The sequence below is a fragment of the Variovorax sp. V118 genome (assembly GCF_041154445.1).
Lineage (GTDB): Bacteria > Pseudomonadota > Gammaproteobacteria > Burkholderiales > Burkholderiaceae_C > Variovorax > Variovorax boronicumulans.
Genome location: NZ_AP028663.1, coordinates 3,594,260 through 3,609,263 on the forward strand (window position 1 = coordinate 3,594,260; position 15,004 = coordinate 3,609,263).

A 15,004-nucleotide genomic window follows, 5' to 3' on the forward strand; every position below is an offset into this window, starting at 1 on the left:
ATTCCGGCGGAAAGGGTCAATAACCGCAAGGACTGCACACCAAATGTTCGCCCGACATCTTGCCTGGTGAGGAATTAATTCCTCGTTTCCCAATTGTTTTGTCCGTGCCTGTGCACGGGCATGGTGGCGCTGTCCGCGTGGCAGCGCGCCTGTGATCCCGCTTGTCTTTTCTTGTCGTAACGAGGTCGTATGCCCAGTTCAAAGAAGCCTGCTCCTTCACTTGCCAAAAGCGCCAAGAGCGTCGCCACCAAGCCCGCAGCAGAAAAACCGCTGAAAGCCGGTGCCAAACCGGCAACCAAGACGGCTGCCGCCGCGTCCAAAACGGCAGCCGCAACGAAAGTGAAAACCGTGCCCACGAAATCGACCTCTCTCGACGATCCAAAAAAAGCCGCGGCCACTGCCACGGCTGCCCCCGCCGCCAAGAAAGTTGGCCGTCCGCCCAAGGCCGCCGGCGCTGCCGCCGCGCCCGCCACCGGCGCCAAGCGCGGGCGCAAGCCCAAGGCCGCCAAGGAAGCCGGCGAGAGCGACATCGACCTGTCGGACATCGAGGAAGACCTGGCCGGTGACGAGCCCGCGGCCGTCGCGACCACTGAAGAGAAGGTCAAGCCGCTGCGCATGAAGATCAGCAAGGCGAAGGAACGCGCCTTGATGAAGGAGTTCGGCCTCGACGAGACCGTGCTCTCCGAAGAAGACCTGGCCAAGCGCCGCTCGCGCCTGAAGACCCTGATCACGCTGGGCAAGACCCGCGGCTACCTCACGCACGGCGAAATCTCCGACCACTTGCCCGACAAGCTGGTCGACGCCGAGACCATGGAAGTCGTGGTCACCATGCTCAACGACATGGGCGTGGCGGTGTACGAGCAGACGCCCGACGCCGAGACCCTGCTGCTGAACAACACCGCGCCCACCGCCACCACGGTGGAAGAAGCCGAGGAAGAAGCCGAAGCGGCTCTGTCCACGGTGGACAGCGAATTCGGCCGCACCACCGACCCCGTTCGCATGTACATGCGCGAAATGGGCACGGTCGAGCTGCTGACGCGCGAAGGCGAAATCGAAATCGCCAAGCGCATCGAAGGCGGCCTGATGGCCATGATGGAAGCCATTTCGGCCTCCCCCGCCACCATCGCCGCGATCCTCGAAATGGCCGCGACCATCCGTGAAGGCAAGGTCGTCATCTCGACCATCGTGGACGGCTTCTCGAACCCCAACGAGGCCGACGACTACGTGGCCGAAGAAGACTTCGACGAATTCGACGAAGAAGACGACGATGACGGCAAGGGCGGCTCCAAGGCCCTGACCAAGAAGCTCGAAGAACTCAAGAACGAAGCCCTCTCGCGCTTCGACCGCATCGCCGAAATGTTCGAGAAGATCCACAAGATCTACGAGAAGGAAGGCTACGGCACGCCCGCGTACACCAAGGCCCAGCAGGCCGTGTCCGACGAGCTGATGACCATCCGCTTCACGGCCAAGACCATCGAGAAGCTGTGCGACCTGGTGCGCACGCAGGTGGACGACGTGCGCAAGAAGGAACGCGAACTGCGCCGCATCATCGTGGACAAGTGCGGCTTCCCGCAGGACGAGTTCATCCGCGACTTCAGCGGCTTCGACAAGAACGGCAACCGCATCGCCTCCAACCTGCTGAACCTCAAGTGGGTCGAGAAGCAGGCCGCCGCCGGCAAGCCCTGGAGCGCCGTGCTCGCGCGCAACATCCCGCCGGTGCAGGAACTGCAGCAGAAGCTCACCGACATCCAGTCGCGCGTGGTGGTGCCGCTGACCGAGCTCAAGGACATCAACAAGCGCATGAACGAGGGCGAATCGTCCTCGCGCGATGCCAAGAAGGAAATGATCGAGGCCAACCTGCGCCTCGTGATCTCCATCGCCAAGAAGTACACCAACCGCGGCCTGCAGTTCCTGGACCTGATCCAGGAAGGCAACATCGGCCTGATGAAGGCGGTCGACAAGTTCGAATACCGCCGCGGCTACAAGTTCTCGACCTACGCGACGTGGTGGATCCGCCAGGCGATCACCCGCTCGATCGCCGACCAGGCGCGCACCATCCGCATCCCGGTGCACATGATCGAGACGATCAACAAGATGAACCGCATCTCGCGCCAGCACTTGCAGGAGTTCGGCTTCGAGCCCGACGCCGGCATCCTGGCCGCCAAGATGGAGATCCCGGAAGACAAGATCCGCAAGATCATGAAGATCGCGAAAGAGCCGATCTCGATGGAAACCCCCATCGGCGACGACGACGATTCGCACCTGGGCGACTTCATCGAGGACAGCAGCAACACGGCCCCCATCGAGGCTGCCATGCAAGCGGGTCTTCGCGACGTGGTCAAGGACATCCTCGACTCCCTCACGCCGCGCGAAGCCAAGGTGCTGCGCATGCGCTTCGGCATCGAGATGAGCACGGACCACACGCTGGAAGAAGTCGGCAAGCAGTTCGACGTGACCCGCGAACGCATCCGCCAGATCGAAGCCAAGGCGCTGCGCAAGCTGAAGCACCCGTCGCGTTCCGACAAGCTGCGCAGCTTCATCGACACCCTGTAATCCAGGTTCGCTGAAGCCCAAGCGCCCGCCTTGCCCCTCACCCGGGCGGCGGGCGTTCTCGTTTTCCACCGACACACAACACACAAGTACAACGGAGCCGCCTTTCCATGAATCCCGACGCAGACAAACTCTGGCAGGCCCCGCGCTGGGCGCTTGCCGTGCTGCTCGCCGTGCTGGGCATGCTCGGGCCCTTCTCCATCGACACCTACATCCCGGCCTTCTCGGGCATTGCGAAATCGATCGGCGCAACGCCGGCCGAGATGCAGCAGACGCTGTCGGCCTACCTGTTCGGCTTCGCCTTCATGAACCTGTTCCACGGCGCGCTGTCGGACAGCTTCGGCCGCCGCCCCGTGGTGCTGTGGGGGCTGGCGGTGTTCACGCTGGCCTCGCTGGGCTGCGCGCTGTCGCAGAACATCACGCAGCTGGTGCTGTTCCGCGGCCTGCAGGGCCTGTCGACCGGTGCCGGCATCGTGGTGTCGCGCGCCGTCATCCGCGACATGTTCCCGCCGGCCGAGGCGCAGCGGGTGATGAGCCAGGTGACGATCTACTTCGGCGTCGCGCCGGCCATTGCGCCCATCGTGGGCGGCTTCCTGTTCGTGCACGCGGGCTGGCACTCGATCTTCTGGTTCCTCGTGGCCGTGGGCGTGGTGCTGTTCGTCGCCAACTACAAGCTGCTGCCCGAGACGCTGCACAAGGACCACCGCCAGCCCTTCCAGGTGCGCCACCTGATGCGCGGCTACCGCGACCTGTGCTCCGACCCGCGCTTTCTCTTGCTGGCCTTCGCGAGCGGCGTGCCGTTCAACGGCATGTTCCTCTACGTGCTGGCCGCGCCCGCGTTCCTGGGCGACCACCTGGCGCTGCAACCGCAGCAGTTCTTCTGGTTCTTCCTGCTGACCATCGGCGGCATCATGCTCGGCGCGCGCGCCAGCGGCCGCATGGCCGGCAAGGTGGCGCCCAAGCGGCAAATCCGCGACGGCTTCCTGATCATGATGGTCACCTCGGTGGTCAACGTGGTGGCCAACATCTTCTTCCAGGCGCATGTGGCCTGGGCCGTGTGGCCGCTGGCGGTGTTCGCCTTCGGCTGGGCGCTGATGGTGCCGGTGGTCACGCTGCTGGTGCTCGACCTGCACCCCGAGCGCCGCGGCATGGCCTCGTCGCTGCAGGCCGTGATCGGCTCCACCGCCAACGGCGTCGTGGCCGGCGCGGTGGCGCCGCTGGTGATGCACTCCACGCTGGCACTGGCCCTCACCTCCGCGCTGATGCTCACGATCGGGCTGGTCGCCTGGGTCTGGCTGCATCACCGCTGGCCCGACATCGGGCGTCGGGTGGCGCACGAAGAAGCCTGAGGGGGACGGGGGATGCGATTCGCCGCACTGTGGACTTATCTGCGCGCCTGGCTCCCGGGCCCTTCCAACGTCAATGCGCGCGAGCGGCTGCGCGCCGTGGGCGGCGCGGGCATCGGGCTGCTGATCACCGGCCTGCTGTGCCGCTGGCTGGCCGTGCCGCTGGAGCATGCGGTGTGGCTGGTCGCACCGATGGGCGCCACCGCCGTGCTGGTGTTTGCCGTGCCCGCCAGTCCGCTGGCGCAGCCCTGGTCGGTGATCGGCGGCAACACGCTGTCGACGCTGGTGGGCATCGCCTGCGCCAGCTGGATTCCCGACACCGCCGTGGCTGCCGCCGTGGCCGTGGCGCTGGCCATCGGCCTGATGTTCTTCACGCGCTGCCTGCACCCGCCCGGCGGCGCGGCGGCGCTGCTGGCGGTGCTCACGCACACCACCGACTTCTCGGCGGCGCTGTTCCCGGTGCTCGTGAACTCGCTGCTGCTGGTGATGGCGGGCGTGGCCTACAACACGCTCACGGGGCGGCGCTATCCGCACGTGCAAGTGGCGCGCCCGCCCTCGCCCGACGCGCGCTTCAGCCAGGCCGACATCGACGCCGTGCTGGCGCGCTACAACCAGGTGCTCGACATCAGCCGCGACGACCTCGAATCGCTCATTCAACAGACCGAGCTCGAGTCATACAAGCGCCGCCTGGGCACGCTGCACTGCGCCGACATCATGTCGCGCACGCCGATCTCGGTGGAGTTCGGCACGCCGCTGCAGGAGGCCTGGACGCTGATGCACCAGCACCGCATCAAGGCCCTGCCCGTCACCGACCGCACGCGCCGCGTGGTCGGCATCGTCACGCAGGCCGACTTCTTCCGCCAGCTCGACCTGCAGCACCACGACGGCATCGCCGGCCGGCTGCGCGACCTGATCCGCGCCACGCGCACGGTGATGTCGAACAAGCCCGAGGTGGTCGGCCAGATCATGACGCGCCAGGTGCGCGTGGCCAGCGCCGACAGGCCGGTGGTCGAACTGGTGCCGCTGTTCTCCGAAGGCGGCCACCACCACATTCCGATCATCGATGAAGAGAAGCGGCTGACGGGAATGATCACGCAGTCGGATTTCGTGCGGGCGCTGTACCGCGCGGTGAGCCCGGCGTAGGGCCCGCACGTCGCCTCCCCCTTCTCGCGAAGGGGAAGGCGCAAGGCGTCACTCCAGCACCACGTTCGCCTTCTTCACCAGCGCCGCATAGCGCGCGGCCTCGCTGCGAAAATAGCTCGCGGCCTGTTCGGGCGACGTGGGCTTGACGATGTTGCCCTGCTTGTCCATCGCCTCGCGCACCTCGGGCGCGGCAAAGGCGGCCACGATGGCCTCGTGCACGCGCTTCACGTCGGCCGGCTGCATCTTCGGCGGGCCGATCACCGCGAACCAGCCTTCGACCGCGTAGTTCGGCAGCCCCTGCTCCGCGATCGTCGCAATCTCGGGCGCGGCCGGCGAACGCGCCGGGCCGCACAGGCCGATGGCGCGCAGTGCGCCGCTCTTCAGATGCGGCTGCACCGCCGGCAACGCGACCACGCCCATCTCGACCTGCCCCGCGATCATGTCGGTCACCATCGGCCCGGTGCCCTTGTACGGAATGTGCCGCGCCTTCACGCCGGCCTCGTCCATGAACATCTCGCCCGCGAGGTGGATGATGGTGCCGTTGCCCGACGAAGCGTAGTTGTAGCCCTCGGGTTTTGCGCGCAGCAGCGCCACCAGCTCCTTCACGCTCTTCGCCGGCAGCTTCGGGTTCACGGCCAGCACCAGCGGCGTGGCGCCCACCACGCTGATGGGCGTGATGTCGGCGATGGCGTCGAAAGGCATCTTCTTGAACACGCTCGGGTTGATCACGTGGTTGTTCGACACCATGCCGAGCGTGAACCCGTCGGGCGGCGCCTTGATCACGGCCGAGGTGCCGGTGATGCCGCCGGCGCCCGGCAGGTTCTCGATCACCACCGGCTGGCCCAGCGCCTTGCCGAGCGCGACCGAGGCGGCGCGCGCGATGGCGTCCACGCCCGAGCCCGCGCTGATCGGCAGGATGAAGCGCACGGGCTTGTCGCCGCCCTGCGCGAACACCGGGCGGGCGGCCGACAGCACGACCGCCGACGCCCCCAGGCCGAGCAACGCGCGGCGGTTGAATGAAGAAGAGGAAAACGGAATCGGGCTCATGGGTCTTGTCTCTCTTTGTCTTTGTCGGTGCTTGAAGGATCAGGCCACGGCCGCCTCGGCATGCAGCGCCTCGACCTGTTCGTGCGCATAGCCCAGCTCGGCCAGCAGCGCGCGCGTGTGCTCGCCCAGCGTCGGCGGATGCAGGCGCACGCCCAGCCGCTCGCCGCCCAGCGTGATCGGGAACAGCGTGGTCTGCGCCATCTCGCCGGCCCGCTCGCCGTCGGGCAGCCGGATGTCGGCGAGGCCGCCGGTGGCCTGCAGGTGCGGATCGGCATACAGGTCTTCGGGCCGCGTGATCGGCGCGAACGGCAGGCCGCGCGCCTCGAAGATCGCCGACAGCTCGGCGGCCGAACGGTCGGCCAGGCGGGTGCGCAGCGCGGCCAGCAAGGTCGGGCGCAGGCGCACGCGGTCGTTGTTGGTCTGCAGCGTGGCGTCGGCCTTCAGGTCGTCGAAGCCCAGCGCGTCGCAGAAGGTCTTCCACTGCGCGTCGCTCACGGCCGCCAGGAAGATCTGCTCGCCGTCCTTCACGGTGAACACGTCGTACAGCGCCCAGGCCGAGATGCGCTCGGGCATCGGCGCCGCCGCCTGCCCCGTGATGGCGTACTGCAGCATGTGCTGGCCGACCAGGAACACGTTGTTCTCGAACAGCGCCGACTGCACCTCCTGCCCCCGGCCGGTTTCGGCGCGCTGCATCAGCGCCGCGATCGCGCCGATGGCGCCGAACATGCCGCCCATGATGTCGTTCACGCTGCTGCCCGCGCGCAGCGGATCGCCGGGGCGCCCGGTCATGTACGCGAGCCCGCCCATCATCTGCACCACCTCGTCCAGCGCGGTGCGATGCTCGTAGGGGCCGGGCAGGAAGCCCGTGTGGTTCACGTACACGAGGCGCGGATTGAGCTTGCCCAGCGCGGCGTAGCCCAGGCCGTACTTGTCCATCGTGCCGGGGCGGAAGTTCTGCGCCACCACGTCGGCCGTGGCGCACAGGCGCAGCGCGGCCTCGAGCCCCTGCGGATGGCGCAGGTCGAGCGCGATGCTCTTCTTGTTGCGGTTGAACATCGGGAAGAAGCCCGCGCCCGCGCCCAGCAGATGCCGCGTGCGGTCGCCGTCGATGGGCTCGACCTTGATGACCTCGGCGCCCAGGTCGGCCAGCACCATGCCGCAGGTCGGCCCCATGACCATGTGCGTGAACTCGACCACGCGGATGCCGGCGAGCGGCAGGCGCTTTGCTTCGGTGCTCATGCGGCGACGCCTTCCGCCGGCGCAAAGGTCTTCGGAAAGCCCGCGCGCCACACCGTGCCCTGCAGCGTCTCGCCGTCGAGCCAGCCGGCCACGCGCTTCCTCAGATCGAGCAGCTTCGGCAGATCGACCCCCGTCTGCACGCCCATGCTCTCGAGCATGAAGACGAGGTCCTCGGTGTCGACATTGCCGCTCGCGCCCGGCGCATGCGGACAGCCGCCGATACCGGCCAGGCAGGCGTCGAAGCGCGTGATGCCGACCTCCAGCGCGGCGTAGACATTGGCCAGGCCCAGCCCGCGCGTGTCGTGAAAATGCCCGCACCACAGCCGGTCGCCCGCGATTCGCAACGCGCGCTCGAACAGGCTGCGCACCATCGCCGGATCGGCGTAGCCGACGGTGTCGGCCAGGCTCACGCGGTCGGCGCCCGCGTCGAGCAGCGCCTGTATCAGCCGCAGCACCTCGTCGGGCGCCACATGGCCCTGCAGCGTGCAGCCGAAGGCCGTGCCCACGCCGCCGTCGATCAACGTCTTCGAGCCCGCCGCGTCGCGCGCCGCGCGAATGCGGGCCACCTCGGCCACCACCTCGTCGGGCGTCTTGCGCAGGTTGGCCAGGCTGTGGGCGTGGCTGGCCGACAGCGGCACCATCATCAGGTCGGCCTCGCCTGCGATCGCACGCTCCGCGCCCTTCAGGTTGGGCACCAGCACCGAGGCGAACAGGCCCGGCAGCGTCTTGGCATAGGCCAGCAGCTCGGCCGTGTCGGCCAGCTGCGGCAGCAGGTGCGCCGGCACGAAGGAGCCGACCTCGATCTCGCGCTGGCCGGCCGCGTGCGCGTCGCGGATCCATTCGAGCTTGCGTGCGGTGGGCAGCACGCGGGCAATGCTTTGCAGGCCGTCGCGCAGGCCCACTTCGCGGACGACCGCGCGCGGCGGCAGGAAGGCGTGAATCAAGAGCGTGTCTCCGTCGTGAGGGAATGACGCCGATCGTAGAAGTTCCGATTCAGTCCTGAAGGTATATTTTGGAAGCCGTTTGCTTCCCGATTGGAACTTCATGAGAGACCTCGACCTGACCACCCTGCGCCTGTTCGTCGCCGTCTGCGACAGCCGCAGCATCGCGCGCGCGGGCGAGCAGGCCAACATCGTCGGCTCGGCCATCAGCAAGCGCCTGGCCCAGCTCGAAGACACGGTCGGCACGCCGCTGCTGCTGCGCAAGCGCCGCGGCGTGGTGCCCACGCCGGCCGGCGAAACGCTGCTCGAACACGCGCGCGCCATGCTCGGCAGCGCCACCCGCATCGAGCGCGACATGGCCGCCTACGCGGGCGGCGCGCGCGGGCACGTGCGCATCCTGGCCTCGGCCTCGGTCATGGCCGAGTCGCTGGCCGAGGACGTGGCCGGCTTCCTGCAGGACCCGGCGCACCGCAACATCCGCGTCGACATGGAAGAACGCGTGAGCCCCGAGATCGTGCGCGGCATCCGCGAGGGCATCGCGTCCATCGGCCTGTGCTGGGACGCGGCCGACCTCGACGGGCTGGAGCGGCGCGACTACCGCTCGGACCACCTGGCCATCGTGGCCCACCCGTCGCACCCCGTGGCCCGCCACGACGCGGTGCGCTTCGAGCAGGTGCTCGACCACGAATTCGTCGGCATGCCCGCGCTCAGCGCCGTGCAGCTGATGCTGGCGCGCGAGGCGGCCGTGGCCGGCAAGCCGCTCGTGTACCGCGTGCTGGTGTCCAACTTCGATGCCGCGCTGCGTGTGGTGCGCGCCGGGCTGGCCATCAGCGTCGTGCCGGCGGAGGTCGCCCGGCCGTTCACCGAGGCCTTCGGACTGCGGCTGATGCCGCTCACGGACGACTGGGCGCGCCGGCGCTTCGCGATCTGCTTTCGCAGCGAGGCGGCGCTGTCGCCCTCGGCGCAGCTGCTGGTCGCGCACCTCGAGCGCTGCGCCACGGACCGCTCCGAAGCCATCTGATTCGTCCGATATCAGAAACGATCCATTGTGCTGGCGGTAGTTTTTGTTTCGTTTCACGCAACCTAACATCCGGTCTGTTCACGCTGTCACCCTCAACCTCATCGACCGAAAGACACCGCCATGTTCCGCAGAACCCTCGTTGCCGCCGCCGCCCTGTCCGCCGCCTTCGCCCTCGCGCCGCTCGCCGCCCAGGCCGCCCAGCCGCTCAAGATCGACGTCTACAACCCCGGCACGAAGTCGATGTTCCCCGTGTCCTCGGTGCTGGTCGCCGGCGCCACCGACGCCGTGCTGGTCGACGCCCAGTTCCAGCGCAACGACGCGCAGGCGCTGGTGCAGAAGATCAAGGACAGCGGCAAGAAGCTGACCACGGTCTACATCAGCCACAGCGACCCCGACTACTACTTCGGCCTGGACGTGATCCGCGCCGCCTTCCCCGACGCGAAGATCGTCGCCACGCCGCAGACCGTCGCCGCCATCCAGGCCTCCAAGGACGGCAAGCTCGCGCACTGGGGCCCGATCCTCAAGGACAACGCGCCCCAGGCGCTGGTCGTGCCCGAGCCGCTGGCTGGCGACAGCCTGACGCTCGAAGGCAAGAAGATCCAGGTCGTCGGCCTGGACGGTCCCTCGCCCGCGCGCACGTTCGCGTGGATTCCCTCGCTGAAGGCGGTGGTCGGCGGCATTCCGGTGTCGGCCAACATCCACGTCTGGGTGGCCGACACGCAGACGGTGCAGTCGCGCCGCGACTGGCTCAAGACCCTCGACCGCATCGCCGCGCTGCACCCCAAGACCGTCGTGCCCGGCCACTACCTGCCGAACGCCGACGGCTCGGCGCCCTACAGCGTGGCCTCGGTGAAGTTCACGCGCGACTACCTCAAGGCCTTCGAGACCGAAGCCACCAAGGCCAAGGACTCGGGCGCGCTGATCGCCGCCATGAAGCAGCGCTATCCGAAGCTCGAGGACGCCTCGTCGCTCGAATTGGGCGCCAAGGTCATCAAGGGAGAAATGAAGTGGCCCCAGTAACCAACAACAGCGCCACGCTGCACTGCATCTTCGATCCGCTGTGCGGCTGGTGCTACGCCGCCGCGCCGCTGGTCGAGGCCGCGCGCACCGTGCCGGGCCTGCGCGTCGAGCTGCACGCCGGCGGCATGATGACCGGCGCCAACCGCCGCCCCATCACGCCGCAGTGGCGCGACTACGTGATCCCGCACGACAGGCGCATCGCCGAACTCACGGGCCAGCCCTTCGGCGAGGCCTACTTCGAAGGCCTGCTGCGCGACACCGGTGCGGTGATGGACTCCGAACCGCCGATCACCGCCATCCTCGCCGCCGAATCGCTGCGTGCAGGCGGCGGACTGGACATGGCGCACCGCGTGCAGCAGGCGCACTATGTCGAAGGCCGACGCATCGCGAAGGCCGGCGTGCTGGCCGAACTGGCGGTCGAACTCGGCTTCGATGCCGAAGCCTTCGCTGCGGCTTTCGCGCAGCACACGGGCGACGCCACCGCACAGCACATCGCCGCGAGTCGCGACCTGCTGCAGCGCGCGGGCGGCCAGGGCTTTCCGACCTTCGTGCTGGCGCAGGCCGACGGCACTGCAGGCCGCATCGACATCGGGCCGTGGCTGGGGCGTGCCGACGACTGGAAGGCGCAGCTCGCCACCTTCGTCGCGCCGGCGCCTTCTGCAACGACGTCCGAAGCCTGCGGCCCCGACGGCTGCGCGATCTAGCCGCATCGCCGGTCTGGGCCGGCGATGGCCCCGTTCACCACAGAACGGGGCCGATTCGGGTATGCCGCCATCAAATGAGAACTATTCTCGACAATAATTCTCCTGCGATTCGCGCGCCACACCCCAGCCCATGTCCGCCCAACTCTCCTCCAGCCCGCTGCTGAAAGCCTTCCAGGACAGCTACCAGGAACTGGTGCGCTTCATCGCGCGCCGCACCGGCAGCCCGCACGAGGCGCGAGAGCTGGCGCATGACACGTGGGTCCGGCTGGCCGAGCGTGCGCAAGCGCGGGACGACACCACCGCCGACCCCGCCCCGCCCGAGGCCGCCGTGCGCGCCTACGTCTACACCGTGGCCGAGAACCTCGCCATCGACCACCTGCGCCGCCGCCAGCGCAGCGCGGAGCGCTTCAGCCCCGCCCCCGTCGACCTCGACACCGGGCTGACGACGGGACACGACCACCACAGCACACGGGACGTGGCCGACGGCGTCGCCCACCGGCAGGCACTCGACGCGGTGGATGCCGCGTTGCGGGCCCTGCCGCCGCGCAGCCGCGACATCTTCCTGGCCGACCGGCTCGACGGCGCCTGCCATGCCGAGCTGGCGCGCCGCCATGGCGTGTCGATCAAGACCGTGGAGCGCGAGGTGATGCGGGCGCTCGACAGCGTCGAGGCCGCGCTGCACCGCTGGCGCGGCGACGTGGCGCCGGCGCGCACCGGGCGGCGCCGCGCGCTGTCGGCCCTGCTCGGCGTGGGCGGCCTCAGCGTCGGCAGCGCCGCGCTCTGGCAAGCCTGGCGCCAGTGGATGCCCGGCTACAGCGCCACCCTGGCGACCGCCATCGGACGCATCCAGGCACAGGCGCTGCCCGACGGCAGCCGCCTCACGCTCGACGCCGCGAGCCGCGCCGAGGTCCAGTACTTCGCCACGCGCCGCACCGTGCGGCTGCTGGCCGGCAGCGCGTTCTTCGACGTGGCGCGCGACGAAGCGCGCCCCTTCATCGTCAGCGCGCTGGGCCACGAGATCACGGTGCTGGGCACGCGCTTCGAGGTCGCGCTGCAGGACGGCGGCGTGCGCGTCGCGGTGGAATCGGGCCAGGTGCGGGTGCGCAGCGCGAGCGGCGACGCGCGCGTGCTCGGCGCGGGCGACCGCGCCTTCATCAACACGGCGCTGCAGCTGTCCGCCGCCCAACCGGCCGCGAACGCCGTGAACAGCGCCGTGGCCCCGTGGCGCGACGGCTGGCTCGACTTTCATCACCAGCCGCTCGGCGAGGTGGTGGAGCGCCTGGCGCGCTACAGCCCGCGCCCCCTGCGCGTGGCGCCCGAGGCCGCGCAACTCCCGGTGTTCGGGCGCGTGCGCATCGCCGAAGCGGGCACCTGGCTGCGCCTGCTGCCCAACAGCCTGCCGGTGCGGGTGCGCGAAGACGACGGGGCGGAACGCGCCCTGGTCATCGAACGCCGCCCGATCTCCTGACGCCGGAACCCGCCCGCTGGCCTTGTATTTCTTGCGATCTGCATGAGGGATTGCGCTCGCTCGGTCGTATCAGTCCATGGAGCCCGGAACAACCGCCCTGCGGACGTTCCGGAATTTTCATGACCCCGACCTGAACCGAGAGAACCGCATGCCCTCCCGCCACCTTCTTCTCCCCGCCGGCCGGCGCCACCTGATCGCGGCGGCCGTGCTGTGCCTGGTCACGCAGGCCAGCCAGACCGCCTGGGCCCAAAACGCGACACCGCCCGCCGCCGGCGCAGCCATCACCTTCTCGATCCCCGCCCAGCCGCTGGACCAGGCGCTGAACCAGCTTGCGCGCCAGGCCGGCGTGCAGCTGCTGGCGGCGCCGGGTCTGCTGCAGGGATTGCAGGGCCGCCCGGTCCAGGCCAGCCTCAGCGTGCAGGCCGCCGCCGCGCAACTGCTCCAGGGCAGCGGGCTGGCCGGCCGCGTAGCGGGCAGCACGCTGGTGATCGAGAAAGCGCCAAGCGCCGCAGGCGCCACCCTGCCGGCCGTGACCGTGAGCGCCACCGCCGAACTCGAAACCAGCCTGGGCCCGGTGCCGGGCTATGTCGCCCGGCGCAGCCAGAGCGCCACCAAGACCGACACGCCGATCCTCGAAGTGCCGCAGTCGATCTCCGTCATCGGCCGCGAAGAACTCGAAGCGCGCGGCGTGCAGACCGTGATGGAAGCCGTGCGCTACGCACCGGGCGTGGTCGCCGGCAACTGGGGCTACGACGCACGCGGCATCGACTGGCTGCTGCTGCGCGGCTTCGACGCCACCGCGGGCAACGCCATGTACCGCGACGGCCTGCTGCTGCCCGCCTACTCGCTGACCGAGCCCTACGGCGTCGAGCGCGTCGAGGTGCTGCGCGGCCCGTCGTCGGTGATGTTCGGTCTGGGCGATGCAGGCGGCATCGTCAACCGCGTCAGCAAGATGCCGAGCAGCACGCCCACGCGCGAGATCGAAGTGCAGTACGGCAGCTTCCAGCGCAAGCAGCTGGCCGTGGACCTGGGCGGCGCCCTGAGCGACACGCTGAGCTACCGCCTCGTGGGCGTCGAGCTGGACAGCAACAGCCAGCAGCGCTATCCCAACGGCGCCCCCGCCGAAGTGAAGCGCAGCTACCTCGCGCCCTCGCTGCGCTGGCAGCCGTCGGCCGCCACCTCGTTCACCCTGCTCGGCGAGTTCCTGAAAAGCGATGCCAGCGACGACACCTTCAACGTGACCGACGCGAAGGGGCGCGACACCGGGCTCATCCAGGGCGAACCGAACTACAGCCGGATCAAGCAGCAGCAATCGTCGCTCGGCTACCTGTTCGAACACCACATCAACGACGACTGGACGGTGCGCCAGAACACGCGCTACTTCAGCTTCGACACCGACAAGCACCACGTGGTCGTCAACCTCGCACCCGACGGCTACACGCTGCGGCGCACCGCGCGCTTCGCCCCCGAGTGGGTCAACCAATGGACCGCCGACACGCAGCTGCAGGGCCGCGTGCGCACCGGCGACGTCGAGCACACGCTGCTGTTCGGCGTCGACTGGTCGCGCGTCCGGTACACGGCCAAGCAGTTCTCGGGGCCGGCGCCGAGCCTGGACCTGCGCTTTCCCGTCAACGGCCTGCCGGTGGCGGAACCGTTCCGGCCCGACAGCAACTTCACGCAGACCACCGAGCAGCTCGGCGTGTACGCACAGGACCAGATCAAGTTCAGCCCCCACTGGCTGCTCACGCTCGGCGGCCGGCAGGACCACGTCAGGTCCGCCACCTACGACCGGCTGAAAGGCGAGCGCACGACACAGACCGACGACAGGTTCAGCGGCCGTGCGGCCCTGAGCTACCTCGTCGGCAACGGCTGGGCACCGTACCTCAGCTACGCCGAATCCTTCATGCCGACCAGCGGCGTCGACCTGAACAGCACGCCGTTCCGGCCGAGCCGTGGCAAGCAGGTGGAGGCCGGCGTCAAGTTCCAGCCCGAGGGCACGCGCGCGCTGTTCACCGCGGCCGTGTTCGACCTGCGCAAATCCAACGTGGTGACCTACGACCAGAACACCTTCGAGGCGCGCCAGATCGGCCGCATCCGCTCGCGCGGGCTCGAACTCGAAGCCAAGGCCGAGCTGGCGCGCGACCTGAACCTCACGGCCTCCTACACCTGGCTCGACACCAAGGTGCGCGAGAGCGCCAACGAGACCGAGCGCGGCAAGACACCGATCCAGGTGCCCCGCAACACGGCCTCGCTCTGGCTCGACTACACGATGGGCAACGGCTTCGGCTTCGGCGGCGGCGTGCGCTACATCGGCAAGCGCTGGAACGACGTGGGCAACACCTCGTCCGAAGGCGGCGTCGCGCTGCTCGACGCGACGGTGCACTACAAGCGCGGGCCCTGGCGCTTCGCCTTGAGCGCCACGAACCTGGCCAACCGCCAGTACGCCGCATCGCGCGCGTACAGCAAGTACTACCCCGGCAGCGACCGCGCGGTGGTCGCGAGCGCGAAGTACCAGTTCTGAGGCC

Annotated in this window: 11 protein-coding genes and 1 pseudogene; 8 read left to right on the forward strand and 4 right to left on the reverse strand. The window is 68.9% G+C overall.

Translation table 11 applies throughout. The features are described 5' to 3' along the window. Positions 1–74: 74 nt before the first annotated feature. Complete coding sequence (locus ACAM52_RS16750) at positions 75–356, reverse strand: hypothetical protein (RefSeq protein ID WP_369647678.1); 282 nt, start codon at positions 354–356, stop codon at positions 75–77. On the opposite strand from ACAM52_RS16750, the gene rpoD reads away from it, so the two are divergent. The 3 genes from rpoD to ACAM52_RS16765 all read left to right on the forward strand — a co-directional run bounded on the left by rpoD (position 349) and on the right by ACAM52_RS16765 (position 5,039). Next, a complete protein-coding gene (gene rpoD, locus ACAM52_RS16755; RefSeq protein WP_254668039.1) occupies positions 349–2,553 on the forward strand; it encodes an RNA polymerase sigma factor RpoD in 2,205 nt (734 codons plus the stop codon). The two genes, ACAM52_RS16750 and rpoD, sit on opposite strands and share 8 nt — an antisense overlap. 107 nt (positions 2,554–2,660) lie before the next feature. Beyond that, a complete protein-coding gene (locus ACAM52_RS16760) occupies positions 2,661–3,899 on the forward strand; it encodes a multidrug effflux MFS transporter (RefSeq protein WP_062470580.1) in 1,239 nt (412 codons plus the stop codon). A gap of 12 nt (positions 3,900–3,911) precedes the next feature. Continuing rightward, positions 3,912–5,039: an HPP family protein gene (locus ACAM52_RS16765; protein ID WP_159277579.1), complete on the forward strand. Its 1,128-nt coding sequence runs from the start codon at positions 3,912–3,914 to the stop codon at positions 5,037–5,039. Positions 5,040–5,087: 48 nt separating this feature from the next. Here the strand turns inward: ACAM52_RS16765 and ACAM52_RS16770 are convergent, their stop codons facing one another. Genes ACAM52_RS16770 through ACAM52_RS16780 form a run of 3 tightly spaced genes read right to left on the reverse strand, consistent with a single transcriptional unit; the run spans position 5,088 to position 8,269 of the window. Next, positions 5,088–6,086, reverse strand: a complete 999-nt coding sequence (locus ACAM52_RS16770; RefSeq protein WP_369647679.1) for a Bug family tripartite tricarboxylate transporter substrate binding protein — start codon at positions 6,084–6,086, stop codon at positions 5,088–5,090. 39 nt (positions 6,087–6,125) lie between these two features. After that, entirely contained in the window at positions 6,126–7,325 is a 1,200-nt protein-coding gene (locus ACAM52_RS16775) for a CaiB/BaiF CoA-transferase family protein (RefSeq protein ID WP_070059648.1), read from the reverse strand. Beyond that, positions 7,322–8,269 carry a hydroxymethylglutaryl-CoA lyase gene (locus ACAM52_RS16780; protein ID WP_369647680.1) on the reverse strand — a complete coding sequence of 316 codons (948 nt, stop codon included), beginning with the start codon at positions 8,267–8,269 and terminating at the stop codon, positions 7,322–7,324. The genes ACAM52_RS16775 and ACAM52_RS16780 overlap by 4 nt, the downstream gene beginning before the upstream one ends. 100 nt (positions 8,270–8,369) lie before the next feature. On the opposite strand from ACAM52_RS16780, the gene ACAM52_RS16785 reads away from it, so the two are divergent. The 5 genes and pseudogenes from ACAM52_RS16785 to ACAM52_RS16805 all read left to right on the forward strand — a co-directional run bounded on the left by ACAM52_RS16785 (position 8,370) and on the right by ACAM52_RS16805 (position 15,000). Next, a complete protein-coding gene (locus ACAM52_RS16785; RefSeq protein ID WP_369647681.1) occupies positions 8,370–9,287 on the forward strand; it encodes a LysR family transcriptional regulator in 918 nt (305 codons plus the stop codon). 120 nt (positions 9,288–9,407) lie between these two features. Then, positions 9,408–10,301 (forward strand): annotated as a pseudogene (locus ACAM52_RS16790) (MBL fold metallo-hydrolase); the annotation flags it as partial. After that, positions 10,295–11,011 (forward strand): DsbA family protein, encoded by a 717-nt coding sequence (locus ACAM52_RS16795; RefSeq protein WP_369647682.1) that lies wholly within the window; start codon positions 10,295–10,297, stop codon positions 11,009–11,011. The pseudogene ACAM52_RS16790 and the gene ACAM52_RS16795, both read left to right, overlap by 7 nt. Positions 11,012–11,141: 130 nt before the next feature. Next, positions 11,142–12,479, forward strand: coding sequence for a sigma-70 family RNA polymerase sigma factor (locus ACAM52_RS16800; protein ID WP_369647683.1), 1,338 nt, complete (start codon positions 11,142–11,144; stop codon positions 12,477–12,479). A gap of 148 nt (positions 12,480–12,627) precedes the next feature. Further along, complete coding sequence (locus tag ACAM52_RS16805; RefSeq protein WP_369647684.1) at positions 12,628–15,000, forward strand: TonB-dependent siderophore receptor; 2,373 nt, start codon at positions 12,628–12,630, stop codon at positions 14,998–15,000. The last annotated feature ends 4 nt before the right edge of the window (positions 15,001–15,004 follow it).